The 16,749-nt window shown below is 67.2% G+C and carries 17 protein-coding genes and 1 tRNA gene; 8 read left to right on the top strand and 10 right to left on the bottom strand.

The genetic code is table 11. The features are described from left to right. The first annotated feature begins 89 nt into the window (after window positions 1-89). The 5 genes from ACV229_RS34545 to ACV229_RS34525 all read left to right on the top strand — a co-directional run bounded on the left by ACV229_RS34545 (window position 90) and on the right by ACV229_RS34525 (window position 3,632). Window positions 90-485, top strand: coding sequence for a hypothetical protein (locus ACV229_RS34545; RefSeq protein WP_448087567.1), 396 nt, complete (start codon window positions 90-92; stop codon window positions 483-485). A gap of 211 nt (window positions 486-696) precedes the next feature. Next, on the top strand, window positions 697-990 hold the full coding sequence (locus tag ACV229_RS34540) for a hypothetical protein (protein ID WP_448087566.1): 294 nt from the start codon (window positions 697-699) through the stop codon (window positions 988-990). 241 nt (window positions 991-1,231) lie between these two features. After that, window positions 1,232-1,720, top strand: coding sequence for a TonB family protein (locus tag ACV229_RS34535; protein ID WP_448087565.1), 489 nt, complete (start codon window positions 1,232-1,234; stop codon window positions 1,718-1,720). Between the two features lie 291 nt (window positions 1,721-2,011). After that, window positions 2,012-3,322, top strand: a complete 1,311-nt coding sequence (locus ACV229_RS34530) for an MFS transporter (RefSeq protein ID WP_448087564.1) — start codon at window positions 2,012-2,014, stop codon at window positions 3,320-3,322. A 130-nt stretch (window positions 3,323-3,452) separates the two neighbouring features. Next, window positions 3,453-3,632 carry a hypothetical protein gene (locus ACV229_RS34525; RefSeq protein ID WP_448087563.1) on the top strand — a complete coding sequence of 60 codons (180 nt, stop codon included), beginning with the start codon at window positions 3,453-3,455 and terminating at the stop codon, window positions 3,630-3,632. A 22-nt stretch (window positions 3,633-3,654) separates the two neighbouring features. On the opposite strand, the gene waaC is transcribed toward ACV229_RS34525, so the two are convergent. Beyond that, window positions 3,655-4,653, bottom strand: a complete 999-nt coding sequence (gene waaC, locus ACV229_RS34520; protein ID WP_448087562.1) for a lipopolysaccharide heptosyltransferase I — start codon at window positions 4,651-4,653, stop codon at window positions 3,655-3,657. 177 nt (window positions 4,654-4,830) lie between these two features. On the opposite strand from waaC, the gene ACV229_RS34515 reads away from it, so the two are divergent. After that, window positions 4,831-6,366 (top strand): chloride channel protein, encoded by a 1,536-nt coding sequence (locus ACV229_RS34515; RefSeq protein ID WP_448087561.1) that lies wholly within the window; start codon window positions 4,831-4,833, stop codon window positions 6,364-6,366. A gap of 116 nt (window positions 6,367-6,482) precedes the next feature. Here ACV229_RS34515 and ACV229_RS34510 read toward each other — a convergent pair whose 3' ends face one another. The 5 genes from ACV229_RS34510 to ACV229_RS34490 form a co-directional block, all read right to left on the bottom strand. Next, entirely contained in the window at window positions 6,483-6,884 is a 402-nt protein-coding gene (locus ACV229_RS34510) for a YXWGXW repeat-containing protein (protein WP_448087560.1), read from the bottom strand. 160 nt (window positions 6,885-7,044) lie between these two features. After that, window positions 7,045-7,299, bottom strand: coding sequence for a cell division topological specificity factor MinE (minE, locus tag ACV229_RS34505; protein WP_010091676.1), 255 nt, complete (start codon window positions 7,297-7,299; stop codon window positions 7,045-7,047). Between the two features lie 11 nt (window positions 7,300-7,310). Then, on the bottom strand, window positions 7,311-8,126 hold the full coding sequence (gene minD / locus ACV229_RS34500) for a septum site-determining protein MinD (RefSeq protein ID WP_448078168.1): 816 nt from the start codon (window positions 8,124-8,126) through the stop codon (window positions 7,311-7,313). 59 nt (window positions 8,127-8,185) lie between these two features. Further along, window positions 8,186-8,947, bottom strand: a complete 762-nt coding sequence (gene minC, locus ACV229_RS34495) for a septum site-determining protein MinC (protein WP_448087559.1) — start codon at window positions 8,945-8,947, stop codon at window positions 8,186-8,188. A 195-nt stretch (window positions 8,948-9,142) separates the two neighbouring features. Next, window positions 9,143-9,808 carry a GNAT family N-acetyltransferase gene (locus tag ACV229_RS34490; protein ID WP_448087602.1) on the bottom strand — a complete coding sequence of 222 codons (666 nt, stop codon included), beginning with the start codon at window positions 9,806-9,808 and terminating at the stop codon, window positions 9,143-9,145. 501 nt (window positions 9,809-10,309) lie between these two features. Here ACV229_RS34490 and ACV229_RS34485 point away from each other — a divergent pair. After that, window positions 10,310-11,470, top strand: a complete 1,161-nt coding sequence (locus ACV229_RS34485; protein WP_448087558.1) for an alkane 1-monooxygenase — start codon at window positions 10,310-10,312, stop codon at window positions 11,468-11,470. A 63-nt stretch (window positions 11,471-11,533) separates the two neighbouring features. On the opposite strand, the gene ACV229_RS34480 is transcribed toward ACV229_RS34485, so the two are convergent. From ACV229_RS34480 to serS, 3 genes are all read right to left on the bottom strand, one after another. After that, window positions 11,534-13,075: a methyl-accepting chemotaxis protein gene (locus ACV229_RS34480; protein ID WP_448087557.1), complete on the bottom strand. Its 1,542-nt coding sequence runs from the start codon at window positions 13,073-13,075 to the stop codon at window positions 11,534-11,536. A gap of 198 nt (window positions 13,076-13,273) precedes the next feature. Beyond that, window positions 13,274-13,364: transfer RNA gene (locus tag ACV229_RS34475), tRNA-Ser, on the bottom strand. A gap of 131 nt (window positions 13,365-13,495) precedes the next feature. Beyond that, entirely contained in the window at window positions 13,496-14,797 is a 1,302-nt protein-coding gene (gene serS / locus ACV229_RS34470; protein WP_448087556.1) for a serine--tRNA ligase, read from the bottom strand. A 160-nt stretch (window positions 14,798-14,957) separates the two neighbouring features. Here serS and ACV229_RS34465 point away from each other — a divergent pair, with 160 nt between their 5' ends. Continuing rightward, entirely contained in the window at window positions 14,958-15,224 is a 267-nt protein-coding gene (locus tag ACV229_RS34465) for a DUF2164 domain-containing protein (protein ID WP_448087555.1), read from the top strand. 136 nt (window positions 15,225-15,360) lie between these two features. On the opposite strand, the gene ACV229_RS34460 is transcribed toward ACV229_RS34465, so the two are convergent. After that, window positions 15,361-16,671, bottom strand: a complete 1,311-nt coding sequence (locus ACV229_RS34460; RefSeq protein WP_448087554.1) for a replication-associated recombination protein A — start codon at window positions 16,669-16,671, stop codon at window positions 15,361-15,363. Between the last annotated feature and the right edge of the window lie 78 nt (window positions 16,672-16,749).

Raw genomic sequence — 16,749 nt, 5'->3', positions numbered from 1 at the left:
CAACCACTCGCGCGCTCCGCCATTCGGATGCGCTCGACGGGATCCCGTTACAATCCCGCGCTCTGAACCGCATCACGGGAGCCCATGCCATGAAGCACCTCATCGCTTCGACGCTCGTCGCAACGTTGGCCGCCATCAGCGCGCACGCGTCGGCCGACTCGTCGACCGGCAACGACACGCCGGCGCAATCATGCGCGATCGCGTACGTCTCGGGCGTCGGCGGATCGGCGCAGAGCCTGCGCGAATATCTCGCGAGCGCCAATCCGTACCGCTACCTCGCGGACAACGAGATCCAATGCAAGATCTCCGACGATGGCCGCGCGACGGGCTGCACCGGCGTCACGAACCTGCGGCACGAGCGGGTCAGCGTGTACGACGACTCCGACCCGACGACGATGACCGTCGTCGCGCGCGTCGAGCTCGACCGGGGGACGTATCCGGTGATCATCGTCGTGCAGAGGAAAGACGTGCAGTGCGTGCAGTAACGCTCGCCGTGCCGCGCCGCTTCAGCCGGGACCGTAAGCCTGCACGCCGGGGCGCGCGCGGCGGCCGACCGTACGCCGCCATCCGGGTCGCCCCGAACGTGTCCGGCCAGCCCGCCATCGCCTAGAATTCGGATCAGAACGGCGACACGAACGCCGCCGCGAACTCGCAGCCGCGTGAGCCTACCGGCTCGCACGGCGCACGGAGACCGCCATGTCCGAACAGTCGACACCCACCCGCCACGTCGATTACGAAGGCTTCGAGATCCACGTCGTGCCGGGCCCGATGCCGGGCGACGACACGCGCTTCACCTACACGGGCTACGTCTGCCATCCGGGCGCGAACCCCGCGCTGCCCGGCCACGCGGTTCCGTTCCATGCGGACGGCGAGGAAAGCTTCGCGACCCTCGACGACGCGTTCCACGAAGCCGTCCATATCGGCAAGAGCATCGTCGACGGCACGCATCCCGATCTGTCGGTGCTGTCGCTCGTCACGCACGGATATTGAACCGTCCGGCTGGCCGTGCGCGATGCGCACGTGCGGATGCCGGGCGACGTGTCCCGATCGCGCGGCATCGCACCACCTCCTCGGTGCGCATGCAGCACGCGTCAGCTTTCGTTTTTGCGACACGCGCGATCCGCATCATCAGCCTGCGCAGCGTCGCGCGACGCGCGATATGCGTTTGTCCCGATGTCGTGTCACCGGTGCGCGACTATCATTTGTCTATCCTGTTCCTCGGCGCCGCTCCATGTCCGCCCTCCCCGTTCCGAGCGTCGTCCGGCTGCGCGTCGCCGCGCTGGCCGCCGTCGCCATGCTTGCCGCCTGCACGATCACGCTGCCCCCGCCGCATGCGGTCGTGACACTGCCGTCGATCACGCGCAGCGCGAATCTCGACCAATACCGCACCGAAGTCGCCGAACGCGTTGCCGAGCGCAATCCGTCCGGCATGCTGCACGGCGCGCCGCAAGCGATGCTGCGCTCGCTCGTCGTGCTCGCGTTCACGATCGATCGCAATGGCGGACTCGTGCACGCCTCCGTGTATCGCAGCAACGGCGACGCCGAAGCCGAAGCGCTCGCGCTCGCGTCGCTGCGCCGGGCGGCGCCGCTGCCACCGCCTCCCGCGAAGCTGCTCGACGGCAAGGGGCAGGTCGAGCTGCTGGAAGGCTGGCTCTTCAACGATAACGGCAAGTTCCAGTTGCAGAGCACGGCGTCCGCGCAAGCACAGTCGCTCGACTGAGCCTGTACACCACGCGCACGATTGCCGATGCGCGATGCCGCTGGCTATAATTTTCCGCGTTCGCGCGGCCATCACGCCGTGCGCGTGTTCGCGCGCCTCACCGGGCAAGCGGGCAACCATGCCGGCTCCGGACGGCGGCGACACACCCGTCTCCGTCATCGGCCGGCAAGCGGATGTGCGTGACTGCGCACATCCGCGCCGCCATCGCATTCCGGGCGACCGTCCCGGCAGACGCCCGCCTGCAAGGGCACACGCGTCGCCAAGCATTCCCAGAACAATTCGGAGACACCTATGTCCGCATCCCCACCGGCCGTTGCGCACGCAACCAGTTCGGCCGGCGCCATCAGCCACAAGCGCATCGTATTCGCGAGCTTCATCGGCACCGCGATCGAGTTCTACGATTTCTACGTCTATGCGACCGCCGCCGCGCTCGTGATCGGCCCCGTGTTCTTTCCGCACGGCTCCGCAACCGCGCAGGCGCTGTCCGCGTTCGTCACGTTCGGCATCGCGTTCATCGCGCGGCCGATCGGCTCGTTCCTGTTCGGCCATTTCGGCGACCGCATCGGCCGCAAGTCGACGCTCGTCGCGTCACTGCTCGTGATGGGACTGTCGACCACCGCGATCGGCCTCGTGCCGGGCTACGACGCGATCGGTACGCTTGCGCCGGTGCTGCTGTGCGTACTGCGCTTCGGCCAGGGGATCGGCCTCGGCGGCGAATGGGGCGGGGCCGCGCTGCTGGCGACCGAGCACGCGCCGCAAGGCAAGCGCGGCTGGTTCGGGATGTTTCCGCAGCTCGGTCCGTCGGTCGGTTTCCTGATGTCGAACGGGCTGTTCTTCGCGCTGGCGCTGTCGCTGTCCGATGCGCAGTTCCGCAGCTGGGGCTGGCGCATCCCGTTTCTCGTCAGCGCGGTGCTCGTCGCGCTCGGCCTGTACGTGCGGCTGAAGATCGCCGAAACGCCCGCGTTCCAGGCTGCGCTCGACCGCAACGAACGCGTGCGCGTGCCGGTCGCGGCACTCGTCACGCAACACTGGCGGCCGACGCTGCTCGGCGCGCTCGCGATGGTCGTCTGCTACACGCTGTTCTATATCTCGACGGTGTTCTCGCTGTCCTACGGCGTCGCCACGCTGCATATCCCGCGCCAGAGCTTCCTCGGCCTGCTGTGCGTTGCGGTCGTGTTCATGGGACTCGCGACACCGTTGTCGGCATGGGCGTCGGATCGCTTCGGCCGCAAGCCGGTGCTGATCGCCGGCTCGATCGCCGCGCTGCTGTCGGGCTTCACGATGGCGCCGCTGCTCGGCAGCGGCTCGATGCCGCTCGTCGCGCTGTTCCTGACGCTCGAGCTGTTCCTGATGGGGGTGACGTTCGCGCCGATGGGCGCACTGCTGCCGGAGCTGTTCCCGACCAACGTCCGCTATACGGGCGCCGGCGTCGCGTACAACCTCGGCGGGATCCTCGGCGCGTCGATCGCGCCCTACATCGCGCAGCTGCTGGCCGCTCAGGGCGGCCTGTCGTGGGTCGGCGGCTATGTGTCCATTGCGGCGGCGATCAGCCTGCTCGGCGTGCTGCTGATGCGCGAGACCCGCGACACGTCGCTCGTCTGACCCCCGGGGCGGCCCCGGTTGTGCGCCTGCGGGCGCTGCCTATACTCGAACCGAGCTCGAACCGGGCTCGAACCGAGTTCGATTCGAAGCGCGCCGGCGGGCGTGCCGCGATCGTGAGGGAGCCGCCGCCATGAACATTCACCTCCGCAACGCCGATCTCGTCCTGATCCTCGCGCTCGCGCTGGGCGGCGCGCTGCTGCTCGCAGCCCGCTTCCGTCCGAAGACGTGGCGCGGCCTCGTGTTCGAGGCACTGCTCGCGAATGCCGCGGCCATCGCCGCGGTCGTCGCCGTCGAAGCGCTGCTCGCCTGATCGCGCGTCGGTGCGGCGCCCGTCAGGCCGCCACCGGCCTGCGTTGCGCGCCATACGTGGGACCGACTGCATCGATCGCCGCGAGCGCCTCGTCGACGGTCGGCGCAGCGCCCGGCTCGCCGATCGACAGCGCATGCGGCGCACCGCCGATCCCGCAGTGGTGGCGCGACGTCGCGACGAAGATCATCACGGTCGGCCGCCGCAACGCGTGCGCCATGTGCACGAATCCCGTATCGACGCCCACCACCAGCGCAGCCCGGCCAATCGCCGCGCCCAGCTCACGCACGGACATCGCAGGCAGCACCACCGCGCCGGGCGCACGCGCGGCGATGTCCTGCGCGTCGTCGTGCTCGGCAGGCGAACCCCACGGCAGCAACACGCGCACGCCGCGCGCCATCATCCGCGTCGCGAGCGCCGCCCAGCAATCGGCCGGCCACTTCTTGTCGACGTTCGACGTCGCATGGAACAGCAGCATGAACGGCGCGCTGTCGGTCACGGCGGCCGGCAGGCTCACATCCTGCGGCGCGACGATCCCGTAATCGGCGATCCCCTGCGGTTCGTAGCCGAGCGCCTCGCCCGCGCTCACGCGCATCCCGTGCCACGCGTCGCAGGCCGGCCGCGGGCCGAAGCGGTGCGAATACGCGAAGCGCGCGCCCGTCTCGCCGAGATCCCGGGTCTGGTAGCCGACGCGGCGCCCGGCGCGCGCCAGGACCGAAATGATCGCGCTCTTGTAGACGCCATGCAGGTCAATCACCGCGTCGTAGCGGTGCGCGCGCAACGCGCCGATCGACGAGGAAATCGCCTTCAGGTCGCCCCGGTTGCGCAGCTTCTTGAAGCGGCGCAGCGGCGCGCACAGCACGCTGCTCACGCCCGGGTGCCAGCGCACGACCTCCGCGCACGACTCGTCGACGGCCCAGTCGACCGTCACACCCGGAAAAGCGCGGTGCAGGTCGGCAACGACGGGCAACGTCTGGACGACATCGCCGAGCGACGTCACTTTCACGATGAGAATGCGTTTCATTTCTGTCATGCTGGAACGAAGGTAGGGCATTTGGGCATGCTAACGACGAACGGTAACGGCTGATATTACAAATAAATTACATTTGCAACAAAATAACTCACAACGGTCAAAGAGTGTTGGACGCACCCCGGCTGCGCTTCTTTTTATAATCGGCTCTTTGCCGACCACGGCCCGCCGATGCAATCCACCACCCTGCTTCCCGCGCTGACCCGCCGCACCCAACGCATCTGGCGCCAATATGGCGTGTTCTGGCTCGGCGCGATCGCCGTCGGTCTCACCGCCGTACTCTACGCCCGGTTGATCGACTGGGGTTATGAATCGTTTCGTACGCTGCAGCAACACGCGCCGTGGCTGCCGCTGCTGCTGACGCCGGCGATCGCGGCCGGCTCCGTGTGGCTCACCCGGCGCTATTTCCGCGGCGCGGAAGGCAGCGGCATCCCGCAGGTGATCGCGACGCTGCATGCGCGTCCGAGCCAGTTCGGCGCGCGGCTGCTGACGCTGCGCATCCTGTTCGGCAAGATCCTGATCTCGTTCCTCGGCATCCTCGGCGGCTTCACGATCGGCCGCGAGGGGCCGACCGTGCAGGTCGGCGCATCGCTGATGTTCAACCTGCGGCGTTTCTATCCGCGCTCGAACGCGCAGATCGAGCGCCAGCTTGTGCTCGCGGGCGCCGCGGCCGGCCTGTCGGCCGCGTTCAACACGCCACTCGCCGGCATCGTGTTCGCGATCGAGGAGCTGACCCGCAGCTTCTCGTCGCGCGCGAGCGGCGTGCTGATCACCGCGATCATCATCGCCGGCGTCGTCGCGCTCGGCCTGAACGGCAACTACACGTACTTCGGCACGATCGACGTCGGTCCGCATTTCCCGAAGCTGCTCGCGCTCGCCGTGCTCGTAACCGCAATCGTCACGGGCATCGCGGGCGGGCTGTTCAGCTGGGTATTGCTGAACGTCGGCCGCTGGCTGCCGGCCCAGCTGCTCGGGCTGTATCGCGAACGGCCGATCAGGTTCGCCGCGCTGTGCGGGTTCGTGATCGCGGTCGTCGGCCTCGTGTCGGGCGGCACGACGTTCGGCAGCGGCTATGCGGAAGCGCGCGGCCTGCTCGATGGCCGCGAGCACCTGTCGGTGCTCTATCCGTTCCTGAAGATGGTGTCGATGGTCGCGTCGTATTTGCCGGGCATCCCGGGCGGGATCTTCGCGCCGTCGCTGTCGATCGGCGCCGGGTTCGGCAACCTGCTGCATCTGGTATTCGGCGACATGCCCCTGCCGATGCTGATCGCGCTCGCGATGGTCGGCTATCTCGCGGCCGTCACGCAATCGCCGATCACGTCATTCGTGATCGTGATGGAAATGATCAACGGCCACGCGCTCGTGATTTCGCTGATGGCCGCTGCGCTGATCGCGAGCCGCGTGTCGCGCTTCTTCGCACCGCCGCTGTACGAGACGCTTGCACAGCGCTATCTCGCGCCGCCCGCCCCCGCTGCAGCCGCGGCGCCGGCGGCCGGTGCGACGCCGGTATCCGGCGTCACGGAGCCGCAGGACGCGGCCGCGGCGCCCGCCGATCCGCTTGAAACGCTGCACGACGAGACCGGCGGCGAAACCGCCGGCAGAGCGGCCGGGCTGGCATCGGGCAAACGCGCGGCCGAAGGCGGCGAACCGGCTGCTGCGGCGGCGAACGCCGCCGCGACGCAGGCCGGCCCGCGCGACGCTCAGTAAATCACCACCGGCGCCGGCCGATAGTAGACGGGCCTCGCCGGCACAACGATGCAGCCGGCGAGCGTGACGGCGACGAGCGCGATCACGAATACGGTCCTTTTCATCGCGCGCCTCCGTTACGCCCAGTAGCCGCGCGTCCAGAACCAGTTCGGACCGCGCTGGTCCCAGTGGCCCGGCACCCACTGCATGCCGACGCGCTCGGCCTCCCAGTGGCCGCCGATCCACACGTAGCGGCCGTGGTCCCAGCGCCAGTGGCCGCGCTCCCACACGTAGCCGACCCGCGCGTCCGGCACGACCTCATAGCGCACGGGCGGCGGCGCGTTCGGCGCAATCACGACGACCTCTTCGGTGCGCGCGGCAACCGGCTCGGCAATCACGACTTCGCCCGGCCGGGTGACGACCGGCGTGGCGACGAGAATTTCATCCGCGCGGGCAGCGAGCGGTGCAGCAAAAGCGGACACGCCGGCAGCGACAGCGGCAAACGCGACAACAACGCGACGAATCGATGAGACAGCCATCACAACCTCCTGATTGAACAAGCAACGCGAGCGTATTCGTTCAATGCGGGAGCAGGGGTTTCGGCCGACAGGCGCCGTGTTACGGCGTGCCCGAATGTGCAACAGGGCGTAAGGCGCGCACGGCGGCACAGGCCGCCGTGCGGAATGGGAACAACGCGGGTCAGGCTTGCGGAATCTCGATCTTCACTTCGAGGACCTCGAGATCGTCCTGGCGCTCGAGGCTCACGCGGATGTCATCGTTCGAAATCTGCACGTACTTCGAGATCACGGCGACGAGTTCCTTCTGAAGCGCCGGCAGGTAGTCGGCCGGCGGCTTGCCCCCCACCCGCTCGTGCGCGATGATGAGCTGCAGGCGCTCCTTCGCGATCGATGCGGACTTCTTCTTCTCACCGAGGAGAAACGACAGAATGGACATGGCGGCCTCCGTTACTTGCTGCCGAAGAGGCGCTGCAGCAGGCCCGGCTTCTGGTATTCGGTGAAGCGCAGCGGCTTGTCTTCACCGAGGAAGCGCCCGACGATGTCCTTGTACGCTTCGGCGACGTCGGTGCCGTCGAGGTGCACGGCCGGCAGGCCCTGGTTCGACGCGTGCAGCACCGCTTCCGATTCCGGCACCACGCCGATCAGCTTGATGCGCAGGATCTCGCTGATGTCCTCGAGCGACAGCATCTCGCCTTCGTTGACGCGCTTCGGGCTGTAGCGCGTGATCAGCAGGTGCTCCTTGATCGGGTCCTTGCCTTCGGTCGCACGCTTGGTCTTCGACGACAAGATGCCGAGAATGCGATCCGAGTCGCGCACCGACGACACTTCCGGGTTCGTGACGATCAGCGCCTCATCCGCAAAGTACATCGCATGAAGCGCGCCGGCCTCGATGCCCGCCGGCGAATCGCAGACGATGTACTCGAAACCCATGCCGGCCAGGTCGTTCAGCACCTTCTCGACGCCGTCGCGCGTCAGCGCATCCTTGTCGCGGGTCTGCGACGCCGGCAGGATGAACAGGTTCTCGCACTTCTTGTCCTTGATCAGCGCCTGGTTCAGGTTCGCTTCACCCTGGATCACGTTCACGAGGTCGTACACGACGCGACGCTCGCAACCCATGATGAGATCGAGGTTGCGCAGGCCGACGTCAAAGTCGATCACGGCCGTCTTGTGGCCGCGCAGCGCGATACCGGACGCGAAGCTCGCGCTCGTCGTCGTCTTGCCAACGCCGCCCTTGCCCGAAGTCACCACGATGATTTTTGCCATTTACCCTATACCCTGTGTTCGTCAATGAGAGCCGATCGATCCGGCGTGCGCCGCGTGCTTCACGTCAGGCGCAGCGGTTCGATCATCAATTTTTCCTCTTCGAGCCGGATCTGCACCGGTTTGCCCAGCACGTCGGCGGGCAACGGGTTCTCGGTCGTTCGATAGATACCTGCGATCGAAATCAGTTCCGGCTCGAGACACGTGCAGAAAATGCGCGCGTCGTGATTGCCGTGCACGCCCGCGAGTGCGCGGCCGCGCAACGGCGCGTAGATGTGGATATTGCCTTCCGCAATGATCTCGGCGCCGTGACTGACCGGCGCGAGCACCACGAGGTCCCCTTTCGCGTAAATCTGCTGCCCCGAACGCAACGGCTTGTCGATCACGAGCGTCTGGCCGCCGGCCTGCTGCGGCGCCGGAGCCGCCTCCGGCGCGGGGGCCGGAACAGCCGCCGCTTCGGCGGCCGGCGCCGCCTGCTCGTCGCCCGACGCCTTCGCCGACGGCGCGCGACGGTCGCGCGCCTCGAGCAGCGGCAGCCCCGCTTCGCCCGCCCAGCCCTGCGACGCCAGCGCGACGACGCCTACCGGGCGCATCCGCACGTCGTTCAGCATCTGGCGGATGTCGGCCAGCGCCACGCGCTCGCCGTCCGCAAGACGGCGGACGTCGATCACGACGACATCGTCGGCAAAAAACTCGGGAGTCGCTTCGAAGCGCTTGACCAGCTCGGTACGCAACGCGTCGAGATCGGTCGTCTTCACGGTGAACAGCAACGTGTCGACCGTACCGCTGCGCAGTTCGAAGAATGGCGATTTTTTAAGCGACATGGACACTCTGCAAAAAATTTTTGCGTATTTTACAGGCGTCCACGCGGCGGGCCATTAAATTTGGGGCGTCGTGCAACAGGCGTCGTGCAACAGGCGTCGCGTAACAGCCGTCGTGCGACAAGGGAGGCGTGCGGATCGCAAGCCGGCCGCATCGTGCGCGCCGGACGGAGGGCCGGGGCAGCGCAGCCCCGCACGTCAGTGCTTCACCCGCGACACGAACAGCGTCTTCATCGCGCCGGGCATCCGCGCGATCGGCGCATGTTCCCCGGTATTGCCGAAACCGGCACGCTCATAGAAGCGGATCGCGTTGCGGTTGGCGTCGGCGATCCACGCGTAGATGTCCTGCGCACCGCGTTCGGCAAGCCACTCGCTCGCCGTCTCGACGAGCAGCAGGCCGCCGCGCAGATGACGCACCGCATGCGCGACCCACAGCTCGCTGACGAATGCGCGGCGCTCGGGCGTATTGTCGAAATACGCGCCGATCATCCCGGCCGGATGGCCTTCGGTATAAAGCAGGAACGTCGTCGACTGATCGGACGTCGCGCGTTGCGCGGCAATCACCGCCGCCGCGTCGGCGTCGACGTTCAGCAATTCGGCCTCCGGCGCTTCGCCCGGTGCGTAGGGCTCACGCAGCGACGCGGCGCGGAGTTCGCGATACACGATGCCCTGGTCGGCAGCGATACGACGAACGGTCAAGGTCGAACTCATGCAGGCACAGCCCCCTTCGGACAGCAAGCTATTAGCTTCAACCGAAAGCGGGGCATGAGTCAAATCGTTATTTTCAAATGCTGGCGCGAATCGAAAGGCAACAGGCGTTGCAACCGCACGGTGACACCGCCGCACGCGTGTTCCTGTGCACATGCAGCATCGCGGCCGGACCACTCGCTGCGCACCGCGACAGCTCGCCCGACGCTGGGTCCGTCGGGCGGGCCGCCTTGATCGACGGGGCCGTGCGCTCGACAACCCAAGCGCGCCGGGTCGGCATCGCCGTCATGTCGCGTAATACAGCCCGACCGGAATCGAACGAACCGCCAATTCGCCGCGCGCCCTTTTTGCGTCGCAACATCTGTTGTTCGGCACACACACCCGATGCGCACACTGTGCGCCGTCCGGATTTCGTCTGACAATTGCGCCGCTCCGGCCTGGCGAAATCTTGCCGCCCGTCTGTTTCAATCACGGCGCGCGCGCCCTTCCCCGCGCGCGCCGCCGACACCGCGCCGTTTGGAGTTTCCCGCCTAGCGTGCGGGTTTGGAAAAGCAGGGCCGCGAGTCGTATAACAGGCAGAACCGGGCCACGACCCGGTGCCGCGCACGCGTGCCGCGCGGACCAACGACCGGATTCAGACAAACACGGAGGGAGACAATGGCAATGACCGACGGATCGGCGTCGCGCTGGTCGGATGGCAAACGCTATCTCTGGCTGCTTGGCGCGCTGACGATCACGCTGCCGGTCCTGGCGGCCCAGCTCGCGCTGTCGACCGGCCTGCACATCTTCTGGTGGTTCGGGCCGCTGTTCGCATTCGGCGTGATCCCGGTCCTCGACACGCTGATCGGCGACGACCGCGACAATCCCCCAGAGGACGTCGTGCCGCGTCTCGAGAAGGAGCACTATTACCGGCTGATCGTCTACCTCGCGACGCTCGTCGAATACGTCGCGTTCTTCATCGGCGTGTGGATCGTCGGCACGCATGCGCTCGCGTGGTACGACTACGTCGGCTTCGCGATGTCACTCGGCGCGGCGACCGGCATCTCGATCAACACCGCGCACGAGCTCGGGCACAAGACCAGCCGCTTCGAACGCTGGCTCGCGAAGATCACGCTCGCGCCGGTCGCCTACGGGCACTTCTTCGTCGAGCACAACCGCGGCCATCACGTGCGCGTCGCGACCGCCGAGGATCCGGCGAGCGCCCGCTTCGGCGAATCGTTCTGGGCGTTCCTGCCGCGCACCGTCGTCGGCAGCATCCGCTCCGCGTGGCATCTGGAAAAGACCCGCCTCGCGCGGCTCGGCAAGTCGCCGTGGACCTGGCGCAACGAAGTGCTGCACGCGTGGGCGATGACGGCCGTCGTGTGGGGCGTCGCGATCGCACTGGCCGGCAAGGTCGTGATTCCGTTCCTGCTGATCCAGGCGGCTTACGGCGCGTCGCTGCTCGAGGTCGTGAACTACGTCGAGCATTACGGGCTCGGGCGCAGGAAACTGCCGAGCGGCCGCTACGCGCGCTGTACGCCGCAGCATTCGTGGAACAGCAATCACGTCGTGACGAACCTGTTCCTGTACCAATTGCAGCGGCACGCCGACCATCACGCGAATCCGACCCGCTCGTACCAGGCGCTGCGCCACTTCGACGATTCGCCGCAACTGCCGGCCGGCTACGCGACGATGATCCTGCTCGCGTACATCCCGCCGCTCTGGTATCGCGTGATGAACCCGCGCGTCGTCGCGCACTACGGCGGCGACATGGCGCAATCGAACATCAAGCCGTCGATCCGGCACAAGGTGCTCGCGCAGTACGGGGCGGCGGCTTGAGCGTGCGGCGTGCGGCAGGTGTCCGGGGGCATCGGGCACGTGCCGCGCGCCGCACCGTCATCGTCACACGGCCACTGCGTCCGGTAGCCTGAACACCGTCACCGCGTGCCGCAGCGCGCTGGCCTGCTCCGCGAGCGCCTGCGTCGCCGCCGATGCCTGTTCGACCAGCGCCGCGTTGCGCTGCGTCGCGTCGTCCATCTGCGTGACCGCGATGTTGACCTGCTGAATCCCGCCGCTCTGCTCCTGCGTTGCCGACGCGATCTCCGCGACGATCGTCGTGACCCGCTGCGCCGCGCCGACGATCTCCTGGATCGATTCGCCTGCGCGGCCGATCAGCGCGGCGCCTGCATCGACGCGCTGCGTCGACTGTTCGATCAGCCCCTTGATTTCCTTCGCCGCGGCGGCGCTGCGCTGCGCGAGCGTGCGCACCTCGGCCGCGACGACCGCGAACCCGCGCCCCTGCTCGCCCGCGCGCGCGGCTTCGACCGCCGCGTTCAGCGCGAGGATGTTGGTCTGGAACGCGATCCCGTCGATCACGGCGATGATCTCGCCAACCTTCGCCGAGCTATCGGCGATCCCGCTCATCGTCTCCACTGCCTGCGTCATCACGCCGCCGCCTGCCGACGCGATGCCGGACGCGTCGTTGGCAAGCCGGGCCGCCTGCTGCGCATGTTCGGCCGACTGCCGCACGGTGCCCGTCAGTTGCTCCATGCTCGCCGCGGTTTCTTCCAGCGACGCGGCCTGCGCTTCCGTGCGCGCGGACAGGTCGTGGTTGCCCGCCGCGATCTGCGCGCTCGCAGCCGCAACCGCTTCCGCATGCGTGCGGACCTCGAGCACGACACCCGACAGGCTCGTCTGCATCGTCTGCAGCGCGCGCAGCAACTCGGCGATCTCGTCGCGGCCGCTTGCGTCGACTTCGCGCGTCAGGTCGCCGTCGGCGACCGCCTTCGCGCAGGCGACTGCCGCGTCGAGCGGCCGCAGGATCGAGCGGCTGAACAGGAACGCGCCGATCATCGCGATGCCGAGCACGACAACCATCAGCACAAGACTCGCGACCGTCGCATGGCGCGCGTCGCGGCTCGCCTGCTCGGACACCGCAGCGCTTTCGTCGGCGATCGTCTTCGCGGCCCGTTCGAGCAGCGCGGCCGGCTCGCGATCGACGCCCGCGACGGCCGCATCGCCCGCCGTCGGCTCGAAGCCGGCGGCCTTGAACGCGTCGAAGCCGCGCCGATAGCCGTCGCCCATCGCCGCATGCGCGCGCATGAACTGCTCGACGAGCGCGCGGCTTTCGCCGGGCGGCAACTGCTTGTCGAGCTGCGCGGCGAGCGTATCGACCGTGCGCTCGCGCGTCTGGAACGCGCTCCAGTACTTGTCGAGCTTGTCCGGCTGCTTGCCGCGCAGCAGCGTGTCCTTCCATTCCTGGACCTGCAGCTTGAACTGCACGAGGGTCGCGGACGCGAGCCGCTCGTTGGCGACGTTCGTCTGCACGTCGTTCGCGAACGTGTCGATCGAGCGATTGAGGATGTGAATGCCGTACAGCGCGCCGGACAGCATCAGCAGCAGCGCAACGGCGAATGCGAGGGGAATCTTGTAGCTCAGCTTCATGGGACCTTGAGTCGACAGGGCGCGGCGTCGCAACATGGACGCCTGCCGCCGAACCCAGTTAACGGCGCACAAGCTGAAGGCTTAAAGCAGAGGAAAACGATTGGCGCGAATTGCAGTCGCGTGCCGAATGGCGAATCGAATCGAGCGACCCAAAACGAAAAACCCCTTGATCCTTCCGGATCAAGGGGCTTCGTATTCTGGCGGAGAGGGTGGGATTCGAACCCACGGTACGGGGAAACCGTACGCCTGATTTCGAGTCAGGTACATTCGACCACTCTGCCACCTCTCCTTCCTTGCTGCTTCATTTCCCGGTTGGTCGTTTCCGGGAAAGAAAAGATTATAAAACGATCTCTTCGAAACTCACAAGCCCTTTTTGCAAATTCTTTTGCGGGGCCTTCGGAAGCCGATCGCGGGGCAATCTCACGACGCCTGTGCAGGCGCGTCGATCCGCTCGAGACCGCCCATGTACGGACGCAGCACCTCGGGCACCGTGACCGAGCCGTCGGCGTTCTGGTAGTTCTCGAGCACGGCCACCAGCGTGCGACCGACCGCGAGGCCCGACCCGTTCAGCGTATGCACGAGCTCCGGCTTGCCCTGCGCATTGCGGAAGCGTGCCTGCATCCGGCGCGCCTGGAACGCCTCGGTGTTCGAGCAGCTCGAGATCTCGCGATACGTGTTCTGCGCGGGCAGCCACACTTCGAGGTCGAACGTCTTCGCGGCCGCGAAGCCCATGTCGCCCGTGCACAGCGTGATCACGCGGTACGGCAGGCCGAGCTTCTGCAGGATCGCTTCCGCATGACCGACCATCTCGTCGAGCGCCGCGTACGACGCTTCCGGCGCGACGATCTGCACCATCTCGACCTTGTCGAACTGGTGCTGGCGGATCATCCCGCGCGTGTCGCGGCCGTACGAGCCCGCTTCCGAACGGAAGCACGGCGAATGCGCGGTCAGCTTGATCGGCAGCGCGGATGCGTCGACGATCGATTCGCGCACGGTGTTCGTCAGCGAGATTTCCGACGTCGAGATCAGGTATTGCGTGACGGTGTTTTCCGCGCCGCCCTTCTCGACGCGGAACATGTCGTCCGCGAATTTCGGCAGCTGGCCCGTGCCGTACAGGATGTCCGGGTTCACGATGTACGGCGTGTACGTTTCCGTATAGCCGTGCTGCTGCGTGTGCGTGTCGATCATGAACTGCGCGAGCGCGCGGTGCAGGCGTGCGATCGCCCCGCGCAGCATCGTGAAGCGCGCGCCGGCCAGCTTCGCGCCGGTTTCGAAATCGAGACCGAGCGGCGTGCCGACGTCGACGTGATCCTTCACGTCGAAATCGAACTGTCGCGGCGTGCCCCAGCGGCGCACCTCGACGTTGTCGTTCTCGTCGTTGCCGACCGGCACGCTGTCGTGCGCGATGTTCGGCATGCCCAGCATCAGGTCGGACAGGCGCGCCTGGATGTCGACGAGCGTCGCCTCCGACGCCTTCATCTCGTCGCCGATGCCGCCGACCTCGGCCATCACCGCCGACGTGTCCTCGCCCTTGCCCTTCATCGCGCCGATCTGCTTCGACAGGCTGTTGCGACGCGCCTGGAGTTCTTCGGTACGGGTCTGGATCGCACGGCGTTCCGCTTCGAGCGCGGAGAACGCGGCGACGTCGAGGGTGTAGCCGCGATCGGCGAGGCGCTTCGCGACGCCGTCGAGGTCTTTGCGCAGCAACTGGATGTCGAGCATGGGAGGACTGGAGAATCGTTGTGTAAGACGGGAATTCTAACGCACCGCGAGGCTGCCACGGCGTCGGCCTGATGGACGACGCCGCAAACCGGCGCCCCGTGGCAGTATCGCATTGCCGGTACGCGTGTCGCGCCGGCAACACGCCCCGAATGGAGAACCGATGGCCATCGAACTGGACAAGGACGTGCGCGACCGCGCAATCGCGTCGCTGCAACGCTATTTCACCGAAAACATGGAGGAGCCGATCGGCAATATCCAGGCCGGCGCGCTGCTGCATTTCTTCGTCGAGGAAATCGCGCCCGCGATCTACAACGTCGCGATCGCCGACGCGCAACAACGCCTGCACGCGCGCATCGCCGAACTCGACATCGAGTGTCACGAGGAGCCGTTCGGCTACTGGAAGAAGCAGCCGGCACGCAAGCGCTGACGCGGGACCACAGCGGCGGGCCTGCATCGAGCCCGTTGCCGAAGCGCACGGCCGCAGCTCAGACCGGAGCCCGCTACGCGCGCCACCCCGCGCCGACGCGGCCCATGAACGTCCCGCGCCATCGGCAAGACCGGCGCTAGTCCTTCTTGCCGGCCTCGCGATCGAGTTCGCGCAGCCATGCGAGCTTGTCGGCGATCTTCGATTCGAGCCCGCGCGGCACCGGCTTGTACCAGCGCGGCTCGCGCATGCCGTCCGGCAGATACGTCTCGCCCGCCGCGTATGCGTTCGGCTCGTCGTGCGCGTAGCGGTACGCGTGGCCGTAGCCGAGCTCCTTCATCAGCTTGGTCGGCGCATTGCGCAGATGCACGGGCACCTCGCGCGACTTGTCCTGCTTCACGAACGCCATCGCCTGGTTGAATGCGTTGTAGCCGGCGTTGCTCTTCGCGGCGCACGCGAGATAGATCACCGCCTGGCCGAGCGCCAGCTCGCCTTCGGGCGAGCCGAGCCGTTCGTAGGTCTCGGCCGCGTCGTTCGCCATCTGCATCGCGCGCGGATCGGCGAGGCCGATGTCTTCCCACGCCATCCGCACGATCCGCCGCGCGAGGTACTTCGGATCCGCGCCGCCGTCGATCATCCGGCAGAACCAGTACAGCGCGCCGTCCGGGCTCGATCCGCGCACCGACTTGTGCAGCGCCGAGATCTGGTCGTAGAAGTTGTCGCCGCCCTTGTCGAAACGGCGCGCATTCAGCGTCATCGCGCTGCTGACGAACTCGGCGTCGATCGTCGTCACGCCCGCGGACGCCGCCGCCGTCTGCGCCTGCTCGAGCAGGTTCAGGAAGCGGCGCGCGTCGCCGTCCGCATAGCCGACCAGCGTATCGATCGCCTTGTCGTCGAACGCGAGGCCGTCGAGCGCGATTTCCTGCGCGCGCTTCAGCAGCTGGCGCATCTCGTCGTCGGTCAGCGACTTCAGCACGTACACCTGCGCGCGCGACAGCAGCGCCGAGTTGACCTCGAAGCTCGGGTTCTCGGTCGTCGCGCCAATGAAGGTCACGAGCCCCGATTCGACGAACGGCAGCAGCGCATCCTGCTGCCCCTTGTTGAAGCGGTGGATCTCGTCGACGAACAGGATCGTGTGGCGGCCCGTGCGGTTGAGCGTATCCTGCGCGTGCTCCATCGACTCGCGGATGTCCTTCACGCCGCCGAGCACCGCGGACAGCGCAATGAACTCGCAATCGAACGCGAGCGCGGTGAGCCGCGCGAGCGTGGTCTTGCCGACGCCGGGCGGCCCCCACAGGATCATCGAATGCGGCTTGCCCGATTCGAACGCGAGCCGCAGCGGCTTGCCTTCACCGAGCAAATGCGTCTGGCCGATCACCTCGGCGAGCGTCTTCGGCCGCAGCGCCTCGGCGAGCGGCCGGCGCGGTTCGACTTGAAACAGGTCGGACATGAACCCTCGCTCCACATCAAACGTTGGCGGCCGAACGCGGCCGCCGGACCCGCCATTATGACAGCCGCACGACGGCGC

It is taken from the genome of Burkholderia sp. MR1-5-21, assembly GCF_053427715.1.
Note: the sequence above shows the minus strand (reverse complement) of the source record. Positions and strands in the feature narration are given on the sequence as shown.

What these genes read in the sequence shown, in the direction of transcription:
- ACV229_RS34545 (WP_448087567.1), top strand. Translation starts at nt 90, where the DNA reads ATGAAGCACCTCATCGCTTCGACGCTCGTCGCAACGTTGGCCGCCATC.
- ACV229_RS34540 (WP_448087566.1), top strand. Translation starts at nt 697, where the DNA reads ATGTCCGAACAGTCGACACCCACCCGCCACGTCGATTACGAAGGCTTC.
- ACV229_RS34535 (WP_448087565.1), top strand. Translation starts at nt 1,232, where the DNA reads ATGTCCGCCCTCCCCGTTCCGAGCGTCGTCCGGCTGCGCGTCGCCGCG.
- ACV229_RS34530 (WP_448087564.1), top strand. Translation starts at nt 2,012, where the DNA reads ATGTCCGCATCCCCACCGGCCGTTGCGCACGCAACCAGTTCGGCCGGC.
- ACV229_RS34525 (WP_448087563.1), top strand. Translation starts at nt 3,453, where the DNA reads ATGAACATTCACCTCCGCAACGCCGATCTCGTCCTGATCCTCGCGCTC.
- waaC (WP_448087562.1), bottom strand. Translation starts at nt 4,653, where the DNA reads ATGAAACGCATTCTCATCGTGAAAGTGACGTCGCTCGGCGATGTCGTC.
- ACV229_RS34515 (WP_448087561.1), top strand. Translation starts at nt 4,831, where the DNA reads ATGCAATCCACCACCCTGCTTCCCGCGCTGACCCGCCGCACCCAACGC.
- ACV229_RS34510 (WP_448087560.1), bottom strand. Translation starts at nt 6,884, where the DNA reads ATGGCTGTCTCATCGATTCGTCGCGTTGTTGTCGCGTTTGCCGCTGTC.
- minE (WP_010091676.1), bottom strand. Translation starts at nt 7,299, where the DNA reads ATGTCCATTCTGTCGTTTCTCCTCGGTGAGAAGAAGAAGTCCGCATCG.
- minD (WP_448078168.1), bottom strand. Translation starts at nt 8,126, where the DNA reads ATGGCAAAAATCATCGTGGTGACTTCGGGCAAGGGCGGCGTTGGCAAG.
- minC (WP_448087559.1), bottom strand. Translation starts at nt 8,947, where the DNA reads ATGTCGCTTAAAAAATCGCCATTCTTCGAACTGCGCAGCGGTACGGTC.
- ACV229_RS34490 (WP_448087602.1), bottom strand. Translation starts at nt 9,808, where the DNA reads ATGTGCACAGGAACACGCGTGCGGCGGTGTCACCGTGCGGTTGCAACG.
- ACV229_RS34485 (WP_448087558.1), top strand. Translation starts at nt 10,310, where the DNA reads ATGGCAATGACCGACGGATCGGCGTCGCGCTGGTCGGATGGCAAACGC.
- ACV229_RS34480 (WP_448087557.1), bottom strand. Translation starts at nt 13,075, where the DNA reads ATGAAGCTGAGCTACAAGATTCCCCTCGCATTCGCCGTTGCGCTGCTG.
- serS (WP_448087556.1), bottom strand. Translation starts at nt 14,797, where the DNA reads ATGCTCGACATCCAGTTGCTGCGCAAAGACCTCGACGGCGTCGCGAAG.
- ACV229_RS34465 (WP_448087555.1), top strand. Translation starts at nt 14,958, where the DNA reads ATGGCCATCGAACTGGACAAGGACGTGCGCGACCGCGCAATCGCGTCG.
- ACV229_RS34460 (WP_448087554.1), bottom strand. Translation starts at nt 16,671, where the DNA reads ATGTCCGACCTGTTTCAAGTCGAACCGCGCCGGCCGCTCGCCGAGGCG.